Genomic DNA, 19562 nt, shown 5'->3' with positions numbered 1-19562 from the left:
GGTATTCTGGTCATCCGCCGACAGGGAGGTACAGCCGATGCAGGGGCCCGTGTGACCGCCGAACAGCCGGTGCTGCCCGCCGCCTATCCGGAGCCGCTGTGGACGCAGGCCGCGACGCTGCTGCGTACCCGCATCGCGGACGGCGAGCTGCGCCCCGGCGCGCGGCTGCCCCCGGAGCGGGACCTGTGCCAGCAGCTGGCGATCTCCCGGGTGACGCTGCGCAAAGCCTTGGGCGCGCTGGTCGACGAGGGTGTGCTGCGATCGGCCCACGGCCGCGGCTGGTACGTCACCGCACCCGAGCGTGGCGACTGGCCCAACACACTGGAGTCGTTCTCCGAGACGGCCCGGCGAATGGGCTTGGCACCCACCTCCATGGTGCTGCGCGCCGCCGCCGCCCCGGCCAGCTTCGACGAGGCCGAGGCCTTCCAGATCGCCCCCGGCACTCCCCTGTTCCGCCTGGACCGGGTACGCCTGCTCGACGGCGTGCCGATCGCCGTGGACGAGTCCGTGCTGCCCGTCGACGTCGCTGAGGACTTCGACGCCCTGGACTTCACCACCGCGTCCCTGTACGCCGTCGTCACCGGCCGCGGTTTCCAGCTGGCCCAGGCCGACACCACCATCGAGGCCCGCCCCGCCACCGCCGCCATGGCCGGCCACCTCGGTGTGCCCGAGGGCACGCCGATTCTCCAGATGCACCAGGTGGTCCGCGACCGCGCCGGCCGCCCGCTGCTGTCCTCCACCATCCGGTACGCGGGCGACCGCTACCGGCTCCGCACGTCCTTCACCAGAAATGTGGGAACGGAGCAATCATGATCGACGGCTACATCGCCTACACGCGGGCCCGCGCCACCCAGGCGGCGGAGCTCGCGGCGGCGGTCGACCGTCTGGCCGGCTCGGTGGCGGAGCTGGCCTCTGGGGGTCGTTTTGCCGGTCCTGGACCGGTTTTCGTCGGCATCGGCGCGAGTTTGGCGGCAGCCTGCGCGCCGGTGTGGACGCTGCGCTCGCGCGGCATCCACTCGTGGCGGCTGGGGGCGGGCGATCATCCGCTGCCGTTTCCGCCGAGCAGCCATCCCATGTTCGGGGTGTCGCAGAGCGGCCGCAGCGCGGAGACTCTTGCCGTGCTCGAGACCATCCCGTTCGCCAAGCGGTTCGCCGTGGTCAACGTGGTGCCGTCACCGATAGCCGACCTCGCGTCGGCCCTGGTCGACCTGGGCAACATCGAGGACAGCTACGCCTCGACCATCGGCTTCACCGCCACCGTGGCGGCGCTCGGGCTGGTCGCCGATGCCTGGCACGGCGGCCGGATCGACGACGGCTGGTCGCGCATCGGCGATGTGGTGGCGATGATCGACCGAGACCTCGGGCCGCAGATCCGTGCGCTGGCACCGTTGTTCGCCGCGGCAACGTCGGCCGACTTCGTCGGCGCCGGGCCGTTCGTCGGCTCGGCCGAGGCCGCCGCGCTGCTGTTCCGTGAGGTGGCACGGATCCCGTCCACCGGCATGAGCACCCGCCAGTACCTGCACGGCTCCATGGAATCCGCCGGCGGTGGCGTACACGTGCTGTTCGGCGGGGAGCGGGAGTTCGCCGCCGCCGAGACGCTGGCCGGCGCCGGCCACCCGGCGATCCTGGTGACCAGCGAGGAGTTCGACACCGGACTGTTCGACCCCCGGGTGCACCAGGTGCGCCTGCCGGCCCTGCCGCCCGCGCAGGCCGCGATCGCGCAGATCGTGGTGGTGCAGGTCCTGGTCGAGGCCGTCGCCGCGGTCCGCGACGTGGTGATCGAGGAATTCGTGTTCCACAACAACGACATCAAGGTGCCGGGACTATGAGAGTTGTGGTCGGGGTCGACGTCGGAGGCACGAAGGTCGCGGTGCGCGTGGCGACGCTGGACGGCGAGGTGGTCAGCGACCGCCAGTGGCCGGCGGACGCCTGGTCGGCTTCGCCGGTGACGGACGCGGCTCGATGGCTGCGATCGCTGCTTTCCCTTGCGGTGCCGGCCGATGACGAGATCGTCGCGGTCGGTATCGGCGCACAGGGGTGCGATACGCAGGAGCACTGCCTGGCGTTGGCCGAGGCCCTCGGCGAGTTGGGCGTGGCGGCGACCGTGGTGAACGACGCCGCGCTGCTGGTGCCGGCGGCGGGGCTGGAACACGGCATCGGCGTGATCGCCGGCACCGGCTCGATCGCGGTCGGCGCGGACTCCGCCGGCACAGTGCTGTTCGCCGGCGGCTGGGGTTGGGTACTCGGCGACGAGGCGAGCGCGCCGGCCATTGTCCGTGAAGCCACCAAAGCGGCGCTCGCCGCGTACGACGACCGCCGGCCGGACGACGGTCTATTGCAGGCGTTGCTCGATCACTACGCCGTCGCCGACCCGCCGTCCCTGGCCCGCGCCGTCAACGACGTGCCGACCCCGGAAAACTGGGGCCCCGCCGCAGTAGCGGTCTTCCAGGCCGCCGACGCCGGCTCAGCGCTCGCCGCCCGCGTCATCGACGAGGCCGCCCGCAGCCTGAAGTTGTTGGTATGCCAGCTGATCGCCCGTGGAGCAGTCGGTGACACGGTGGTCGCCGCAGGCAGCGTGATCGTCAACCAGCCCCGGCTGGCCGACCGTTTCCGGGCCCGACTCGCCGACCTCTACCCTTCACTCACCCTGCGCCTGCTCGACGTGCCTCCGGTCGCCGGCGGTGTCGTACTGGCGCTGCGCATGCTGTCACCGCAGCGCTGATCACCTCAGCAGCGAGGCCGCGAGCAGGAACCAGGCCGAGTGGGGAATCCACTGCTCGGCCCAGCGCCACGCGTTGCCGTTGGCCACCGGGCCGGGCGGCATGAAGTCGATGTCGTGCTCGTCCTCGAAACCGGCGGTGATGCCGTTGAGAATGCCGCCGGGCACGTTCTTGAAGATCGCGTGGTACTCGGGTGTGTTGCGGCCGCGGCCCTGGAGCAGGCAGCTGTCGAACGGGTTCAGCCCGAGCACCCAGTGCACCTGGTCGTCGGCCAGCACGTGCAGGCGCTCGCGGAGCTGGTCGTCGCAGTCGGGCTGGGCGGCGGCGACCAATGCGGCGTACGCGGCCGAGCAGATGCCGGCGTTCTCACCCTGCCACCAGTAGCCGGTCTCGTTGCCGTGCGGGAAGAAGAAGCTGGTCCGCGGCTCTTCTCCCTTGGGCTGCACGTACTGCCGGTTGATGCCGAACGGATTGTCGGCTTCCTCGTTGAGAAAAACGGCATCGCGGGCCAGCGCGAACGCCGTTGCCCGGGCCTCGGCGCCCACCGGCGAGCCGGTGCAGACCTCGGCGAACCGGAGCAGCGCGATGATCGGCAGGCCGGGCTCGGCGGCGTGGAAGAACGGCCGGCCCTCCACGTCGCCGACGAGATAGCCGAACCCAGGGCCCTTGGTGTAGCGGGCGATCAGCGAGCGGGCGCGGGCTTCCGCTTGGGGCACCAGGCTTTCGCCGGCGTTGCACAGCTCGGTCGCGGCCAGCAGGGCGCAGTAGTCGTCGATCACGCTCTCGGTGCCGTCGAAGCTGTACTCGGTGTTGTGCTCCTGGAGGTGGTCGAAGCCGCGACGGGCCGCTCGCAGGTACTCGGCCTGCGTGAAGTCACCGCTGACCTCGGACATCGAAGCCCGGGCCAGCGCGGCGACGGCCAGGCCGCCACCGTGGCGGAAAGCCGCCTGCCAGCGCTGGGTGCGGACGCTGTCCTGGAGCGGCGCGTTGATCACGCGCTCGTCGAGGTTCTTGGTCAGCGCGTCGAAGATACCGGTGTAGAAGTAGCCCTCGGGCGACTGGAAGCGGACCAGGAAGTCGGCGCCGTGCAGGCCCTCGTCCCGCAGCTTCGCGCCGAGCGCGCCGGACAGCTCCTCGTCATTGTCCCGCAGGTTGTCCCGGGCGGCGAAGAAAGCCCACGCGCACAACGGAATCTGCTGCGGGCTCATCATCCGCGTGTACGTGAGGTGGCTGAGGAACTTGCTGAAGTCGCCGGAAGCGTCCAGCCAGCCGCCGCGCGCGTCGACCGTGCGGCCGGAATCGTCGCCGTAGAACTTGGCGGCGCGGTCCTTGCGGTCGATCTCGCCGGTGGAGCGGACGGCCCGGAAGTAGTTGACACAGTCGGACATCGCGGTCGCCGGCAGGCCCTTGTCGGCGATGGCGAACGGGGCCGAGCGCTGCACGCCTTCCGCCGTCTCGATCTCCACCTGGTACGTGCCCGGCTCGCGGGCCTGGCTGAAGTCGAGACGGCGGAAGGCGCCGACCGACCAGCGATCCACGGTCATCTCGGGCCCCGGCGTCAGCGCCAGGCGTGCGCCGTCCTTGCCCACCAACGCTGCCGTGCGAATCTCGGTGGGCTCGGTCAGCAGCAGCACGGCTTTCTTGCTGCCGGCGGTGTCGTAGCCGAGGTGACTGGCGAGGATCGTGGTCGGCACCACTCCGACGGTAGCCCACGGTTCGCCATGGTTCAACTGGTATGGCTCTGGACTACCCTTTGTATTCTAGGTAGCGTCGGCGGTCGTGAAGCTGCGTGCCATACCGTCCACGCTGGTGCTGGTCGACGGGACCGATCTGCACCACGACCTCATCGGCGCCGCCCTGGCGCTGCAGGAGATCGTCACCGAGGCCGGGCTGCCGGCCGCGCGGGGCGTCGGGGTGCACCGCTTCGCCGATCCGATGCCGGCCACCGCCGAAGCCGATGTGTACGTGCTTTACCTGTCCGGGCCGCGATTCGACCCGGCCGAGCAGCAGGCGTTGTCCGATCTGGTGGCCGCGGGCAAGGGCTTGGTCGCCATCCACGCCAGCAACCTGTTCGGCTTCGGCCCCGGCGGAGTCGACGCGGATCGCGCCGGTATCGAGCTGGTCGGGTCGCGGTATCTCTCGCACGGCGACGCCGGCTCCGAGGGCCGGTTCGACGTGCGGGTGAAGGCCGGCCACCCGGTCACCCGGCACCTGGGCGACTTCGCCATCGACGACGAGTACTACCTGATCGACGGCCAGCCGGACATCGAGGTGCTGGCCGAGCGGGACACCCCGGCCGGGCCGCAGCCCATCGCCTACGTGCGCGAACACGGCCGGGGCCGGGTCTGCTACACGGCACTCGGGCACGATCCCCGGGCCTGGGGCAATCCCTGGTTCCGGCAGCTCATCCGCCAGGCCGTGCTCTGGACCGCCGGCGTCGCCGATGCGGACATCGAGACCTGGTCCACCCGATGGCCGCTGGGCAACGGCCGCTTCATCGACCGACCGTCCTCTTAGGACCTCCAAGCTGGTGGAGTCCCGACCTGCGAGGGGCGGCCGGGACTCCGCCGTCAGAGCGCCGGTGGCGCGGTCGAGTCGCGCACGATCAACTCGGTGGCCAACTCCACGTGCAGTGCCTCTAACTGGTGGCGTTCAAGCAGACGCATCAACAGGGTCACGGCCATGCGCCCCATCTCTTCCAACGGCTGCCGGACGGTCGTGAGCAACGGGCGGGTGGCCCGGGCCAGGTCGATGTCGTCGAAGCCGGCGATGGACAGGTCCTCGGGGATGCGCAGGCCGCGGCGGGCGGCGGCGGACATGGCGCCGACGGCCATCTTGTCGTTGAAGCCGATGAGGGCGGTGGGGCGTTCGGGGAGGTCGAGGAGCTCGCCGGCGAGGCCGAGGCCCTCCTCGGTGGTGGGCTCGCCGCTGCGGATCAACGCGGGCGGGGTGAGCACGCCGACCTCGGCGAGCGCGGCGGCGTGGCCGGCCCGGCGGGCGTCGGCGGCGAGCCAGTTGTTGGGGCCGGCGATGATGCCGATGCGACGGTGGCCGAGCTCGAGCAGGTGCTGGGTGAGCCGCCGGGCACCGGTGAAATGGGCGGCGGAGACGGCGGCGATGTCCCGCGGCAAGGTGGTGCGGGGATCGATGACGACAAAGGGAAAACCGCTGCCGCGCAGGGTGAGCAGCTGCTCGCTCGGCTCGGGCGGCAGGAGCATGATCGCGCCGGCGACACCGCTCATCAGCGGCAGCCCGGACAGCACGGACTTGTGCTGCGCGGCCTCGCCGGCGTTGAGCAGCAGGCGTCGTCCGTGCAGGTCGAGGGTCTCGGCCACGGAGGAGACGATCAGCCCGAAGTAGTCGGTCAGCACGTACGGGCAGTGCACGTACACCGCGCCCTCGGCGACCCGACTGCGGCGGGCGCGCGGCACCGGGGCGAGGCCGCCGAGCCGCTGGATGGCGGCCAGCACCAGGTCGCGGGTGGCCGGGGCGACGTCCTCGCTGTCGTTGAGCACGCGCGAGACGGTCGCGATGGACACCCCGGCGTCGGCCGCGATGTCCCGCACCGTGGCCCGGCCGCCGTCCCGCCTAGCCAATTGTTCCAGCCGTTTGTTTCATGCCGGCAGTGTAACTCCGCTGGATCATTCCTGGATCAGATTTGTGAACGGCCGGTTGACCGCTCGTTGACAGTGCCGACAAGCGACTGCTTTGCTGTCCGCGCCGGCAATTGTTCCAGTTCTGTTCCATTTTGTTTCAGGACCTCGGGAGGGGCCGATGACGTCCCGCGCCACCGTCGTGGCGGCCATCGCCGCGACGCTCACACTCACCGCACCCTTGGCGGTCACCGCCGACGCCGCACCCTGGACTCCGGTGTCGGTGTGGGAGACCACCGCCGACCAGAGCCGGCTGCTGACCCAGTTACCGGGTACCGCCTTCCGGTACGGCACCGCCGACGGACAAAACATCAGCATCGACCAGACCAGGAGATACCAGTCCATCACCGGGTTCGGCGCGTCGTTCACCGACTCGTCGGCCTGGCTGATCGCCAACTCGCCGCAGCGGGACGCGATCATGACCAAGCTGTTCGACCCCCGGCGTGGCATCGGGCTGGATTTCCTGCGCCAGCCCATCGGCGCCTCGGACTTCTCCCGGTCGCTGTTCAACTACGACGACGGGGCCGCCGATCCGACGCTGTCCCGGTTCTCGGTGCGGCACGACCAGGATTACATCCTGCCGATCCTCCGCCAGGCGCTGCGGCTGAATCCGCAGACCACCGTGATGGCCACGCCATGGAGCGCTCCGGGTTGGATGAAGACCAGCGGCTCGATGATCGGCGGCTCGGTCAGGACCGATGATCAGACCCTCCGGGCCTACGCCGACTATCTGGTGAAGTTCGTGCAGGCGTACCGAAAAGCCGGCGTGCCGGTGTCGCTGCTGTCGGCGCAGAACGAGCCCGAGTACTCCCCCGCCGACTATCCCGGCGCCACCATGACCGCCGCCGACCAGGCCACGTTCATCGCCGACTACCTCGGCCCGGCCTTGCGTTCAGCTGGACTGCACACCGGAATCCTGGCCTACGACCACAACTGGGACGACACCAAGTACCCGTCCACGGTGCTCGGCGACCCGGCGGCGGCCGAGTACACCAGCGGTGTCGCGTGGCACTGCTACGGCGGCAATCCGGACGCACAGTCCGTGGTGCACGACGCGTTTCCGGCCAAGGACGCCTACTTCACCGAGTGCTCCGGCTCGCAGTCGGCCAACCACGCCAACACGTTCGCCGACTCGCTGGTCTGGCAGACCGAGCACCTGATCATCGGCGGGACCCGGAACTGGGCCAAGTCCGTGGTGACGTGGAACGTCGCCCTGGATCCCAGCGGCGGGCCGACCATGCACTGCACCACGTGCACCGGGGCGGTCACTGTGGACAATGCCGGCGGTTCCGTGTCGTACAACGCCGAGTACTACGTGCTCGGCCAGGCCAGCAAGTTCGTCAAGCCCGGGGCCGTGCGGATCGACTCGAACACCTTCGGCGCCGGCAACGTCGAGGACGTGGCCTTCCGCAACCCCGACGGCTCCACCGCGCTGATCGTGCTCAACGCCGACAGCGCCGCCGCGCGCACGTTCAACGTGACCGAACACGGCCGTTCATTCACGTACACCCTGCCCGCGAAGGCGGTCGCCACGTTCACCTGGCGGTGAATTCGCCTCGGGGCCGGTCGGGAAGCAACCCGTCCGGCCCCGACAGCGTCCGAGTACACAGAAAGCCTGTGCTGTTCGCGCCACGGCGCGGCATGATCGACCACAGGCTGGTGTTACCGGAAGGGCGTGTTGCGATGAAGAGGTGGCCGGCGATCGTGTTGGCCGTGACCGGACTGCTGGCCGCCGGGTGTTCCGGCGAGACCACAGCCGGCTCGACGACCACCACGACCACTCCGCCGCCCCCGCCGGCCAAGGTGGCGATCAGCCCCGCCGCCAACGGGCAGGCCGTGGCCACCGAGACCCCCATCAAGATCACCGCCGACGGCGGCAAGATCACCGATGTGCAGGTCACCGGCGGCGACACCAAGGTCGACGGCAAGTACGACGCCGACAACAAGACGTGGACGAGCAGTGGCACGCTCAATGTGTCGAAGACGTACACCGTGTCCGCCACCGTGACCAATCCGGCCGGCAAGACCACCACCGCGTCCAGCACGTTCACCACCGTCACGCCGAACGCGATCGTGCACACCCACATCTTCGAGGGCGAGAACGTCACCTACGGCGTCGGCATGCCGATCATGCTCACGTTCGACAAGCCCGTGCAGAACAAGGCCGCCGTTGAACAGGCCATGTCGCTCACCACTTCACAGCCCGTCGTCGGGGCGTGGGCGTGGGCCGACGACACCCACCTCAACTTCCGACCGCGGGACTACTGGCCGGCCAACACCAAGGTCTCCTTCGCCGCCCACATGAACGGCGTGCAGGTCTCCCCCGGCGTGTACGGTTCGGCCGAGCTCACCCAGACGTTCAGCATCGGCGACTCCCTCGTCGTCGTCGCCAGCACCTCCGGCCACCGGATGCAGGTGTTCAAGAACGGCAACCTCCAGTACGACTGGGCCATCAGCACCGGCAGGCCCGGGCACGACACGCCCAACGGCACCTACCTGACCATCGACAAGGGCAACCCCGTCGAGATGAAGCCGTCCGACATCGCCCCCGGCGGTCCGGGCTACTACGACCTCAAGGTGCCGTGGTCCGTGCGCTTCACGTGGAGCGGCGACTACCTGCACGACGCCTACTGGTCGGTCGGGCAGCAGGGCAGCGAGGACGTCAGCCACGGCTGCGTCAACATGTCGCCCGAGGCCGCTCAGACCTACTACGAGGAAGAGCTGCCCGGCGACCCCGTGACCATCATCGGCAGCCCGCTGGCCGGCACGCCCGGCGACGGCTGGACCGACTGGTTCGACAGCTGGCAGACCCTGCTCGGCAAGAGCGCCACCCACCAGGCCGTCCAGGCCGGTCCCCAGGGCAGCACCCTGGTCGCCCCGACCTCGATCGCCGCGTCCACCGGCACCACGCCCAGCGGCCACCCGGCAGACAACAACGCCGCCGCGGCGTCGTAAGGCGTCAGGCGTGGCCCATCGACAGCACCATCGTCGTGAGCAGCACGCCGCACACCGTGGAGGCGAACACCATCACCGCCACCGCGCGGCCGGCCGTGCCGAGCAGGTCGTGCACCGAGGACAGGATCCGGCCGAGCATGCGGACCACGGCGATCAGCAGCAGGACGCCGAGCACCAGCGTGCCGGCGAACATGAGGGACATATCCGAGCTGTTCATGGCAACTCCCGGCGGTGCGGGTGATGCGGGGTCAGGGGCGGTGTGAAGACGCCGGCGCGGCCGACCGGGTGCCGTACGGGGCAGGACGGGACACTGCCACCGGGGGCTGCCTGGCACGGTGGTTCATCGTCCACCTCCTGAAACATCATGAACTTCACCAGACTCAGCCAACTTCAGTTTGAGCTCTAGTGAAGTTCAGCTTAGAGTGTGAGGCGCTGGTCGACAAGGGGCGGCGACACGCCAGTGGGATGGCTACATCGGTACACCTGGCCCCGGGTGTACCGTGCCAGCTTCAGCAGGGTAGGGTGAAGTTAACTGAAGGGGTTCACCGCCGTGCAGCCGACCTCTCTCCCCCAAGCTCTACCCCAGCGCCTTCGGACGTTGCGGGAAGGCGCGTGGCCGGGCCGACCCGTGACGCAGGGCCAGCTGGCCGAGGCGTTCAGCGCTGAGCGGTCGACGAGCGTGCCCCTGATCTCCTCATGGGAGAGCACGACCTCGCCCAAGCCGCCGCCGACGGCCCGCCTTGAGCAGTACGCGAGGTTCTTCGCCACGGTCAGGTCGGCCGAGGAAGGCACGTTCCGACTGCTCACCGTGGACGAACTGAACACGGCGGAACGGCTGGCCTACGAGGAGCTGCTCGACCAGCTGACCACGCTGCGGCCGGAGCTACCGGGCCAGCGCGGGGCCCATCTCACCGCGGCCCCGCACTCGAAGGGGCTGTGGCAGTTCCCGGACAGCTACAACATCGTCATCGTCTGCGCCCGGCTGCCCCGGGACCTGATGCACTCCATGGGCTCCTACACGGATCCGAACGACCCCGACTACGTCGACCTGTACACCTACGCGGATCCCGACGCGCTGATCGAGCTGTTCGGCCACATCCGCGCGGTCAACTCGGTCAGCAACGTCCGGTTCAAGACGGTCGACCAGCTCGAGCGGGACGACTACACCGCGCACCTGGTGCTGCTCGGCGGCGTCGACTGGAACCGACTGACCCGGGAGCTGCTCGAGCGCGTAGACGTCCCCGTGGAGCAGATCACCCGGCCGACCACCGAGGAGCCCAGCGGCTTCGAGGTGACCGACGAGCACGGCCCGCGGATGTACTCGCCGACCGTGCGCGGCGGCCGGCTGCTGGAGGACGTGGCCCACTTCTACCGGGGCGAGAACCCGTTCAACGTGGCCCGCACGGTGACCATCTGCAACGGCATGTACGGCCGCGGCACCTACGGGGCGGTGCGGGCGCTGACCGACGCCAAGTTCCGCGGGCGCAACGACGACTACGTGCGTAACCAGCTCGACCGGCACGGCGTGTACAGCTTGCTGATGCGCGTGCAGGTGGTGGCCGGCCAGGTAGTCACCCCCGACTGGACCGTCGCCGAGACCCGGCTGCACGAATGGCCGGAGGCCGCGAGTTGACCGAAGCCGTCGTCGACGGGGCCACGCTCCACCATGGCTCCCACCGCACTCTGCTGGCCCACGTCGCCGAGCCGCCGCTCGGCACCTGCGAGGTCGACGCGATCGTCGTGCCGACCTCCCGACCGGCCGGCTACCTGCGGCGAGCCGTTGAGCTGGCCGCGAAGCTGCGCTGCACGCTGGTCACGCTGAACAGCCAGCGCTCGCGGGTCGCCGAGGTGCGCAGCCTGGCCTGGTCCAGTGGCGTCGACATCGCCGCGGTGGACATGAAGGACGTCTCCCCCGCATTGCTTCCGACCTTCGGCACGACCGCGCTGCTGGCCGGCACGCCGTTCGCCCGCGGCACGGACACCAGCCGCAAACGCAACGTCGGGCTGCTGGTGGCGCGGCTGGCCGGCTGGAAACACGTCGTCTTCCTCGACGACGACATCGACATCCCGGACCACCAGCACCTCACCGACGCGGTGCGGCTGCTGCACCATTTCGACGGGGTCGGCCTCACGGTCGGCGGATTCCCGGACAATTCCGTGGTGTGCCACGCGCACCGCCAGACCGGCGGTTTCCAGGACACGTTCGTCGGCGGCGGCGCGTTGGCGGTGAACGCCACCTCGTTCGAGTCGTTCTTTCCGGACGTCTACAACGAGGACTGGTTCTTCCTGCTCAACGACACCCGGCTGCGCCCGATCGCCAAGACGGCCGGGCTGGCGGTGCAGAAGCCGTACGACCCCTTCGCCAACGAGCAGCGGGCACGCACCGAAGAGTTCGGCGATGTGCTCGCCGAGGGCGTGTTCTGGCTGCTGGACCAGGGCAAGCGCGTCCAGGACGCGGATGTCGAGTACTGGCGGAAGTACCTGGCCAAGCGGCACGCGTTCATCAACGACGTGCTGCGCCGGGCCGATGAGTCCGATATCGGCGATGGCGCGCGGGAGCGAATGAAATCGGCGTTGCGGGCCGCGCGGGGCCGGTGCACGCTCATCACGCCGGAATTGTGCGTGGCGTACCTCAAGGCATGGCGCACGGACCGAACGAAATGGCGGCGGCATCTGGAACGGCAGGCCCAGCTGTTCACCGGACCCAAGGATGTGGACGACGTGCTGCTGACGCTCGGTATTGCTCAGCCGAGGAGCTTCACCAGGACGGTGCATTCCTCCCGCGTTTCCTCCAGGGTGCCGTCCGGCAGCCACTCACGCTGAACGCAGCGCACCGGGCCGAAATCCCAGTCCTGGTAACCGAGGCGCTTGTACAACCGTTCCGCACCGTCATTGGATTGCTCCACGGCCAGCACGACGGCCTTGTGACCACGCGCCCGCAGCAGCTGCTCGGCGGTCTCGACCAGCTGCGTGCCGATGCCCTGGTTGCGATGGCCGGCGAACACCTCGATGTGGGTGAGCAGGGGCGTCTCCGGCAGGTGCTCGCGGATCTCGGGCTCCTCGGCGGCCTCCAGCCACAGGTAGACGCTACCCACGGCCTCGCCGCCCAGCCAGGCGGCGAGGAGCAGCCCACGGCCCTCGGACTGGCGAGCCAGCCGGTCGCGGACGTAGCCGGCCTGTCCGCCTGCCGCGCCGAGAGCCGGCGCTTCGTCCGGGCGCACGGGGTGGATCTCCAGGTCGACCATCACATCCGACGGTAGGCGAGGCCGGCACGCGCGTCACTGGTCCGACAGGGTGGGGACGGCCCGTTTCCTAGGGAGTTCTCCCTGTTCCTAGGGGTTTCCGGCTATTTATCGGCACGATGCGCGCTGGTTATGTTGCCGGCCGGGGGCGTGCGAACCCGGAGGCCAGTCATGGCGGGGATCAGCAGAAGGCAGTTGCTCGTGGCCGGTGCGGCGGTGGGGGCGGTGGCCTTCCCGGCGGCGAAGGGGCTGGCGGCGGTGGGCGGGCCGGTGGCCCAGTCGGTGCCGCAGGCGCAGACGCCGCTGCCGAGCTCGAGGATCCCGAAGTACGTGACCCAGCTGCGGACGCTCGCGCGGGTGTCGGGATCGGCCTTCACGACGCGGTTCGTGGAGGCGCCCCAACTGGTGTTGCCGAGCTCGATGTACCCGGCGGGGCACGCGGACGGCACGGTGGTGTGGGCCTACCAGGTGGACGGCCGGCCGGCGTCGTGGCCGGGGGCGACGGTGGAAGCGACCCGGGGCACGGCGACGACGATCACGTACGTCAACGGCCTCCCCCGCAGTTCACGGGTGCAGCCGCTGCTGACGGTCGACCAGACGATCCACTGGGCGGACCCGCTGGGCGTGGTGAAGGCGTCGCAGCCGTACACCGGGCCGATGCCGGGGGTGGTGCACCTGCACGGGGCGGAGGTCCCGGCGGCCTTCGACGGCCTGCCGGAAGCGTGGTTCACGCCGGACGGCCGGCACGGACCGGCCTACAGCACGGCGAATCCGACGGCGGCGAACGCCGCGGTGTACTGCTACCCGAACACGCAGCCGGCGACGGCGTTGTGGTTCCACGATCACACGCTGGGCATCACCAGGGTCACCGTGCTGAGCGGCCTGGCCGCGTTCTACCTCGTCCGCGACAGGTTCGACACGGGCCGGGCGGACAATCCGCTGCGGCTGCCGGCCGGCCGGTTCGAGATCGAGCTGATGCTCCAGGACCGGCTGTTCGCCACCAACGGCCAGCTGCGCTTCCCGGACGGCAGCAACCCGGACGCCGACCTGAACGGGCCGCCGTCCAACCCGCTGTCGCACCCGTTCTGGATCCCGGAGTTCTTCGGCGACGCGATGGTGGTCAACGGCCGGACCTGGCCGGTGCTGGCGGTGGAGCCGCGGCGCTACCGCTTCCGGTTCCTCAACGCGTGCAACGCGCGTTTCCTGCGGATGAACCTGACCGACCCGGCGAACGCGTCCTCGACGACGCCACCGTCGGCGGTGGCGATGTGGCAGATCGGCACCGACGGCGGCCTGCTCGACCGGCCGGCGAAGCTGGCCGATCCGGCCAAGGCCGATGCGCCGAAGCTGTTCCTGGCGCCGTCGGAGCGGGCGGACGTGATCATCGACTTCAGCGGCCTGCGGGGCCGGTCGCTGGTGCTGACCAACGACGGCCTGTTCCCGTACCCGAGCGGCGGCCCGCCGGACCCGAACCTGGACGGCCAGCTGATGCGGTTCGACGTGACGCAGCGTCTTTCTGGCCCGGACACGACCTACAACCCGGCGACCGGTGCGGCGCTGCGCGGCGGGAACGGGCAGCCGCCGGCGATCGTGCGGCTGGCCGACCCGGCGACGGGCACGATCGCGGCGGGCGTGCGGCCGACGGTGAAACGGCAGCTTGTCGTGTTCGAGCAGGAGACGGTCGACTGCGCGGTGTCGGACGTCAGCGACGGCCCGCTGGAAGCGTTCCTGAACAACAGCAAGTGGAACGGCCTGCGGGACGGGACGACCACGCCGATCCCCGGCGCCCGCGCCAACACCGGCGTGTTCCTGACCGAGCTGCCACGGGTCGGTGCGACGGAACTGTGGGAGCTGCTGGACATCACCGACGACGCGCACCCCATCCACATCCACCTGATCCAGTTCCAGGTGCTCAACCGGCAGGCCGTCGACGTGGACGGCTACCGCGCGGCGTGGGCGGCGATGTTCCCCGGCGGCACGTTCGCCGGCCAGCAGTGCGACGGCTCCTTCGGCCGCACCGCGTACGCGCCGGGCGAGATCATTCCCGGCTACGGGCCCCCGCGCGACTACCTGACGCCCAACGCGGACGGCGCGCTCGGCGGCAACCCGGCGATCGGCCCGTTCCTGACCGCTGCGGCCCAGCCGCCGGAGGAGTCCGAGGCGGGCTGGAAGGACACCTTCAAGATCAGTCCCGGCATGGTGAACCGGGTGCTTATCCGTTGGGCGCCAACGGAAACCGCGATCGGCGACGCGCAGCCGGGCGTCAACCGGTTCGCCTTCGACCCGACGGCCGGCCCGGGCTACGTGTGGCACTGCCACATCCTCGACCACGAGGACAACGAGATGATGCGCCCGTACGCACCGGTCAAGTAGCCCTATGAGAGCCGTGCTGGTGGTGCTGGCCGGCGTCCTCGCGGCGCTGTTCGCGAGCGCCGGTCAGGCCGCCGCACACGCGGCGCTGCTCGGCACGCAGCCGGCCCCGTCGGCGGTGGTGGCGACGGCGCCGTCCAGCGTGACGCTGAACTTCGGCGAGCCCGTACAGGTTGGCGCGCAAGGCATTCGGGTCCTCGGCCCCGACGGCTCCACTGTGGACGATGGAAGGGCCGGGCCGGTGGACGGCCGGGCCGACACGGTCGGCGTGGCGATCGAGGCGCGGGCACCGGGCACGTACACGGTGTCCTGGCACGTGCAGTCGGCGGACTCACATCCGGTGTCGGGTGCGTTCACGTTCTCCGTCGGCCACGCGACGGTCGCCGCCGCGACGGCGCCCACCGGCGACCCCGGGGTCGCGTTGCTGTACTGGATCTTCCGGGTGCTCGGCTACGTCGCATTCGCCGGGCTGGCCGGTTCGCTCGGGTTCCTGTTCCTGTGCTGGCCCAACGGTTCCATCGACCGGCGGCTGACCTGGGGCAGTTGGATCGCGCTGGCCGTCGCCACCGTCGCGGACGCGGTGCTACAAGGCCCGTACGGCGCCGGTCTGGGCCTCGACCACATCCTTGACGGCGGCCTGCTGGCGGTCACCTTGGGCATCCCGCTAGGCACGGGCCTGGTGCTTCGGCTGTCCCTGCTGGCCCTGACCGCGCCGGTGATCGCCGACGCGTTCCCTCGCGGCCGCCGCACCATCGCGGCCCTGCTGCTCAACGGCCTGGCGCTGACGTGGTCGGTGTCCGGGCACGCCGCCGGCCCGGCCACGCTGCCGGCCGACGTGCTGCACCTGGACGCGATGGCGTTGTGGCTCGGCGGGCTGGCGGTGATCCTGCTGGCCAAGCCGCCACCCGCGGCGATCGCCCGGTTCAGCCGGGTCGCCCTGGCCAGCGTCGCGGTGCTCATCGCCACCGGCCTTTTCCAGAGCTGGCAGCAACTCAGCTCGCTCGACACCGCCTACGCGCGGCTGTTGGCGGTCAAAGTCGGTGTGGTGCTGGTGATCCTGTACGCCGCATGGTTCTCCCGACGTTGGCTGCGGTCGGCCGCAGTCCGGCGATCGGTGCTGGTCGAGGCGCTCGGGGCGATGGTCGTGCTCGCCCTGACGGCCGCGCTGGTCACCACCGATCCCGGCCGCCCGCCGCTGTCCCCCGAAGGCCCGCTGGCGTTCGACACCGGCGGCCCGCACGGCCAGGGCCGGCTACAGATCGGCATCGTGCCGGGCACGGTCGGCCCGAACATCATCGCCGTCACCGTCACGGACCGCACCGGCATGCGCATCGACGTTGCCGAGCTGGACGCGGAGTTGTCCATGCCGGACAAGGGAATCGGCCCGATGCCGGTGCCGATCCGCCGTACCGGCATGGCCATGGGCGGCTACCGCGCGGGCAGCACGGAGCTGCCGTTCGCCGGCCGGTGGCGGCTGGCGATCACGGTTCGCACCTCGGAGTTCGACGAGACGACGGTGGTGCGGCAGGTCCAGGTGACCTGACCCGTTCAGAAGACGATCAGGGCCCGCGGGCTGTCCAGGGTGCCGGCGGTCAGCCGGGAGTAGGCGTCCTGGACGTCGTCGAAGCCGAAGCGCTGGACGTCGGTGCGCAGGGCGCCGGTGGTGGCGAGGGAGATGACGTCGTGCAGGTCGGCGATGGATGAGCCCTGGAACGTGAAGACCTCGCCGTCCCTGGGGAGGGAGCCGAAGAGAGGCGCCTTGAGCCGGCCGCCGGCCGCGCCGATGAGCCCGTAGACGCCGCCGGGGCGGAGGGCGGCGAGACCAGTGGCAATGGTGTCGTCGGTACCGACGAAGTCGAGGACGGCGTCGGTGCCTTTAACGCCGGAGAGGTCAGCGACGGCCGACGAAGCGCCGAGGGCGGGGGCGGCAGCGAGGCGGGCGGGGTTGGTGTCGACGGCGACGACCGTCGCGGCGGTGAGGAGCGTGAGGAACTGCACGGCGTAAGACCCAAGACCGCCCACACCTATTACAGCGACGAGACCGCCGGCCTGGATGCGGGGCAACGCCCGGCGGACGGCGTGGTAGGAGGTGGCGCCGGCGTCGGTGAGAGGCCCGGCGGTCACGGGGTCGAGGGAGCCCAGAGGGATGAGGAAACGCGGGCCGGAGACGAGGACGTACTCGGCGAGACCGCCGTCGCGGCCGTAGCCGCGACCGGCGAGACCGTTGGGGCAGGAGGAATCCAGGCCCCGGAGGCAGTGCCAGCACTGGCCGCACGACGTCGGGGACACGAGGGCGACGGGGTCGCCCTCGGCGAAGCCGGTGACGTCGGGGCCGAGCCCGGCGACCCAGCCGGCGGCCTCGTGGCCGAGGGTGAACGGCACGCGCCAGCCGAGCCGCGAGCCGACCGACGAAGGGATGTGCGGCAGGGTGACATCGGTATGGCACAGCCCGCAGCCGGCCACGCGCACGAGCACCTCACCACGCCCGGGAGTCGGCACGGGCACGGCAACGACCTGCGGCTGCTGACCCCAGTCGGTGATCCGGAAAGCGCGCATGTCGATCACCGTACCGGGATTCACCCGCCGGCGATCTGCTCCAACAGGGCCTTCGCGGCCGGAGCGGCGCGGCGGCCAAGGGCGCGCTGGAGGCGCTGACCAGGGTGTGGGCCGGCGAGCTGGCCGGCACCGGCATCACGGTCAACGCGGTCGCGCCGGGCCCGATCGAGACGGAGATGCTGCGCCGCAACACCCCAGTCGGCTCGCCGCAGGAGCAGCGGTTCCTCGCCCCCATCCCGCTCGGCCGGGTCGGCCGGGTCGACGAGGTGGTGGCGGCGATCGCCTTCCTGCTCTCGCGGGACGGCGGATACACCACCGGCCAGGTCATCCGGGTCGACGGCGGCGGCAGCATTCCCGCCGCCGCCCGGACGAACTAACGCGTCGGCTGCTCCCCGAACGCGGCCAGGAACTTGTCGCGGAAGGCGCTCATCGGCCACAGCGGGGCGTGCGGGCTGGGCTTGAGGCCGTCGGTCCAGCCCCAGCCGGCGACCCGGTTCAGCACCGCCGGATCCTTGGCCACGATGCTGATCGGCACGTCGTGGTCGGCGGCGGTGCCGCTGACCAGGGTGCCCGGCTGGTGATCACCGAGGAACACCATCACCGTGTTGTCGTCGCCGAAGTTCTTCAGGTACGAGATCAGCGTGTTCAGCGAGTACTGGATCGACTCGCCGTAGACCTCCTGCACCTTGGCCTGATCGGGCCAGACGTCCTTGACCTGCTTGCCGTTCGCCGCCTGCGGCCCGAACACCGAGCCGTCGCCCATGCCGTTCCAGTCCATCAGCTGCGGCAGCGGGGTCCACGGCACGTGGCTGGAGATCAGGTCGATCTCGCCGAACACCGGGCCGGTCTTGGCCATCTCGTGCTGGCGCACGAAGTTCATCGTGTACTGGTCGGGCACGGTGGCATAGGAGAACACCGGCCCCTGGTAGCCGACGTTGCGCGAGTCGTAGACGCTGTCGTAGCCGTAGAACTGGGTCTCCGGCACCCAGTCGCGGGTGTTGGCCGGATCGTCGGCGAAAGTGCGCCAGCCGGCATCCTTGAACATGCGGGCCAGGGTCAACCGCTCACCGTTGATCAGGCTCGTGTAGCGGTACTGGGTGTTGACGTCCACACCGGACTCGAGCGTGGAGTGGGCCAGCCAGCTGCCGCCGCCGAACGTGGGCGAGGTCAGAAAGCCGCTCTTGGCCGCGAATCCGGCCTGCTGGAGTTCCTTCGTGCCGGTGTCGAGCACGGCGTCGATGCCGGGGGCGAAGCTGGAGTTCATCACCGCGGACCGGCCGTAGCTCTCCACGAACACCAGCAGCACGTTCTTGCCGCGCAAGCCGCTGAGCAGCTTGTCGGGCGCCTGGCCGGCGTAGGTGTCGGCGTCCACCTCGCGGGCGAATGCCTGCTGGTCCCTGATGTCCGCGCTGACCTGCCGCAGGTCGTTGACGGCGAGCGCGGCGGCGTTGCTGGCGGCCACCGGCTGGCCCGGGGTGAGCTGCGCGCCGGTCGGGGCCAGCACGAGCCAGATCACCGCGAGCAGCGCGACGCCGCGAACCGTGCCGGTGCGGTGCTTTCCGACGAAACCGCCGAGGCGGGACACCGACAGCGCGGTGAAGACGATCAGTCCGATCGCGACGACGATCACCAGGCCGGCCGCCACCCAGCCCAGGAAGTCGCCGACCTCGCCCTGCACGAACTCCAGGCCGGGGCCGAGGAACGTCCAGTCGTACACCGGGTCGAACGGCCGGTTGAGCGAGGCGTAGAAGCCCATGTCGGCCAGCTTGAGAATGGTCAGCACGCCCAGCAGGCCGCCGGCCGCGATCGCCACCGGCTTGCGGACCCGGCTCGGCAGCAGCAACAGCACGACCACGCCGACCAGGCCCTCCACCGGGATGCGCACGAAGGCCAGCGGCGTCAGCTTGCTCAGGTCGTTCGGCGCCACCAGCGCGAACAGGACCAGCAGGAACGCCAGCACGGTTGCCGTGACGGCGAGGACGCGGCGGACGGGCGACGGGGGACGGCGATCGTCGGAACCCTCGTCGGGCTGCTGGCGAGGGCGCGTGAGGAGCGACAAGCCGAGG

At 70.4% G+C, this 19562-nt stretch carries 17 protein-coding genes; 11 read left to right on the top strand and 6 right to left on the bottom strand.

Features of this window, described 5'->3' with window-relative positions; translation table 11 throughout:
* Positions 1-51 precede the first annotated feature (51 nt).
* Genes M3Q35_RS05650 through M3Q35_RS05640 form a run of 3 tightly spaced genes read left to right on the top strand, consistent with a single transcriptional unit; the run spans position 52 to position 2722 of the window.
* Positions 52-813 carry a GntR family transcriptional regulator gene (locus tag M3Q35_RS05650; protein WP_273940558.1) on the top strand — a complete coding sequence of 254 codons (762 nt, stop codon included), beginning with the start codon at positions 52-54 and terminating at the stop codon, positions 811-813.
* Positions 810-1829, top strand: coding sequence for an SIS domain-containing protein (locus M3Q35_RS05645; RefSeq protein ID WP_273940557.1), 1020 nt, complete (start codon positions 810-812; stop codon positions 1827-1829). Before M3Q35_RS05650 ends, M3Q35_RS05645 begins: the two co-directional genes overlap by 4 nt.
* Positions 1826-2722 (top strand): BadF/BadG/BcrA/BcrD ATPase family protein, encoded by an 897-nt coding sequence (locus tag M3Q35_RS05640; protein WP_273940555.1) that lies wholly within the window; start codon positions 1826-1828, stop codon positions 2720-2722. The genes M3Q35_RS05645 and M3Q35_RS05640 overlap by 4 nt, the downstream gene beginning before the upstream one ends.
* On the opposite strand, the gene M3Q35_RS05635 is transcribed toward M3Q35_RS05640, so the two are convergent.
* Positions 2723-4414, bottom strand: a complete 1692-nt coding sequence (locus M3Q35_RS05635; protein WP_273940553.1) for a glycoside hydrolase family 9 protein — start codon at positions 4412-4414, stop codon at positions 2723-2725.
* An 85-nt stretch (positions 4415-4499) separates the two neighbouring features.
* Here M3Q35_RS05635 and M3Q35_RS05630 point away from each other — a divergent pair, with 85 nt between their 5' ends.
* On the top strand, positions 4500-5237 hold the full coding sequence (locus M3Q35_RS05630; RefSeq protein WP_273940552.1) for a ThuA domain-containing protein: 738 nt from the start codon (positions 4500-4502) through the stop codon (positions 5235-5237).
* A gap of 53 nt (positions 5238-5290) precedes the next feature.
* Here M3Q35_RS05630 and M3Q35_RS05625 read toward each other — a convergent pair whose 3' ends face one another.
* Entirely contained in the window at positions 5291-6316 is a 1026-nt protein-coding gene (locus M3Q35_RS05625) for a LacI family DNA-binding transcriptional regulator (protein ID WP_273940550.1), read from the bottom strand.
* A 178-nt stretch (positions 6317-6494) separates the two neighbouring features.
* Here M3Q35_RS05625 and M3Q35_RS05620 point away from each other — a divergent pair, with 178 nt between their 5' ends.
* Both M3Q35_RS05620 and M3Q35_RS05615 read left to right on the top strand, forming a co-directional pair.
* Positions 6495-7922: a glycoside hydrolase family 30 protein gene (locus M3Q35_RS05620; RefSeq protein ID WP_273940548.1), complete on the top strand. Its 1428-nt coding sequence runs from the start codon at positions 6495-6497 to the stop codon at positions 7920-7922.
* Between the two features lie 134 nt (positions 7923-8056).
* Positions 8057-9328 carry a L,D-transpeptidase gene (locus M3Q35_RS05615; protein WP_273940547.1) on the top strand — a complete coding sequence of 424 codons (1272 nt, stop codon included), beginning with the start codon at positions 8057-8059 and terminating at the stop codon, positions 9326-9328.
* Positions 9329-9332: 4 nt separating this feature from the next.
* Here M3Q35_RS05615 and M3Q35_RS05610 read toward each other — a convergent pair whose 3' ends face one another.
* Positions 9333-9545, bottom strand: a complete 213-nt coding sequence (locus M3Q35_RS05610) for a hypothetical protein (protein WP_273940546.1) — start codon at positions 9543-9545, stop codon at positions 9333-9335.
* 411 nt (positions 9546-9956) lie between these two features.
* Between M3Q35_RS05610 and M3Q35_RS05605 the strand changes: the two genes are divergently transcribed.
* Positions 9957-10961, top strand: coding sequence for an XRE family transcriptional regulator (locus tag M3Q35_RS05605; protein WP_273940545.1), 1005 nt, complete (start codon positions 9957-9959; stop codon positions 10959-10961).
* Entirely contained in the window at positions 10958-12151 is a 1194-nt protein-coding gene (locus tag M3Q35_RS05600; protein ID WP_273940544.1) for a hypothetical protein, read from the top strand. The genes M3Q35_RS05605 and M3Q35_RS05600 overlap by 4 nt, the downstream gene beginning before the upstream one ends.
* On the opposite strand, the gene M3Q35_RS05595 is transcribed toward M3Q35_RS05600, so the two are convergent.
* Positions 12073-12573 (bottom strand): GNAT family N-acetyltransferase, encoded by a 501-nt coding sequence (locus M3Q35_RS05595; RefSeq protein WP_273940543.1) that lies wholly within the window; start codon positions 12571-12573, stop codon positions 12073-12075. The genes M3Q35_RS05600 and M3Q35_RS05595 overlap by 79 nt on opposite strands.
* 168 nt (positions 12574-12741) lie before the next feature.
* On the opposite strand from M3Q35_RS05595, the gene M3Q35_RS05590 reads away from it, so the two are divergent.
* Positions 12742-14943 carry a multicopper oxidase family protein gene (locus M3Q35_RS05590; protein ID WP_273940541.1) on the top strand — a complete coding sequence of 734 codons (2202 nt, stop codon included), beginning with the start codon at positions 12742-12744 and terminating at the stop codon, positions 14941-14943.
* Positions 14944-14947: 4 nt separating this feature from the next.
* The gene (locus M3Q35_RS05585; protein WP_273940540.1) at positions 14948-16483 is read left to right on the top strand and encodes a copper resistance CopC/CopD family protein; all 1536 of its coding nucleotides are present in this window, start codon (positions 14948-14950) and stop codon (positions 16481-16483) included.
* 5 nt (positions 16484-16488) lie between these two features.
* Here the strand turns inward: M3Q35_RS05585 and M3Q35_RS05580 are convergent, their stop codons facing one another.
* Positions 16489-17496 carry an alcohol dehydrogenase catalytic domain-containing protein gene (locus M3Q35_RS05580; protein ID WP_273944264.1) on the bottom strand — a complete coding sequence of 336 codons (1008 nt, stop codon included), beginning with the start codon at positions 17494-17496 and terminating at the stop codon, positions 16489-16491.
* Between the two features lie 35 nt (positions 17497-17531).
* Between M3Q35_RS05580 and M3Q35_RS05575 the strand changes: the two genes are divergently transcribed.
* The gene (locus M3Q35_RS05575) at positions 17532-17873 is read left to right on the top strand and encodes an SDR family oxidoreductase (RefSeq protein ID WP_273944263.1); all 342 of its coding nucleotides are present in this window, start codon (positions 17532-17534) and stop codon (positions 17871-17873) included.
* Here M3Q35_RS05575 and M3Q35_RS05570 read toward each other — a convergent pair.
* The gene (locus M3Q35_RS05570) at positions 17870-19555 is read right to left on the bottom strand and encodes a sulfatase-like hydrolase/transferase (protein WP_273940539.1); all 1686 of its coding nucleotides are present in this window, start codon (positions 19553-19555) and stop codon (positions 17870-17872) included. The genes M3Q35_RS05575 and M3Q35_RS05570 overlap by 4 nt on opposite strands.
* Between the last annotated feature and the right edge of the window lie 7 nt (positions 19556-19562).

Origin of the sequence: Kutzneria chonburiensis (assembly GCF_028622115.1) — a bacterium.
Taxonomy (GTDB): Bacteria; Actinomycetota; Actinomycetes; order Mycobacteriales; family Pseudonocardiaceae; genus Kutzneria; species Kutzneria chonburiensis.
Note: the sequence above shows the minus strand (reverse complement) of the source record. Positions and strands in the feature narration are given on the sequence as shown.

Excerpts from the sequence above, each read along its gene's own strand:
- M3Q35_RS05580 (WP_273944264.1), bottom strand. The coding sequence starts at position 17,496 with ATGCGCGCTTTCCGGATCACCGACTGGGGTCAGCAGCCGCAGGTCGTT.
- M3Q35_RS05610 (WP_273940546.1), bottom strand. The coding sequence starts at position 9,545 with ATGAACAGCTCGGATATGTCCCTCATGTTCGCCGGCACGCTGGTGCTC.
- M3Q35_RS05590 (WP_273940541.1), top strand. The coding sequence starts at position 12,742 with ATGGCGGGGATCAGCAGAAGGCAGTTGCTCGTGGCCGGTGCGGCGGTG.
- M3Q35_RS05585 (WP_273940540.1), top strand. The coding sequence starts at position 14,948 with ATGAGAGCCGTGCTGGTGGTGCTGGCCGGCGTCCTCGCGGCGCTGTTC.
- M3Q35_RS05620 (WP_273940548.1), top strand. The coding sequence starts at position 6,495 with ATGACGTCCCGCGCCACCGTCGTGGCGGCCATCGCCGCGACGCTCACA.
- M3Q35_RS05595 (WP_273940543.1), bottom strand. The coding sequence starts at position 12,573 with ATGGTCGACCTGGAGATCCACCCCGTGCGCCCGGACGAAGCGCCGGCT.
- M3Q35_RS05640 (WP_273940555.1), top strand. The coding sequence starts at position 1,826 with ATGAGAGTTGTGGTCGGGGTCGACGTCGGAGGCACGAAGGTCGCGGTG.
- M3Q35_RS05615 (WP_273940547.1), top strand. The coding sequence starts at position 8,057 with ATGAAGAGGTGGCCGGCGATCGTGTTGGCCGTGACCGGACTGCTGGCC.
- M3Q35_RS05645 (WP_273940557.1), top strand. The coding sequence starts at position 810 with ATGATCGACGGCTACATCGCCTACACGCGGGCCCGCGCCACCCAGGCG.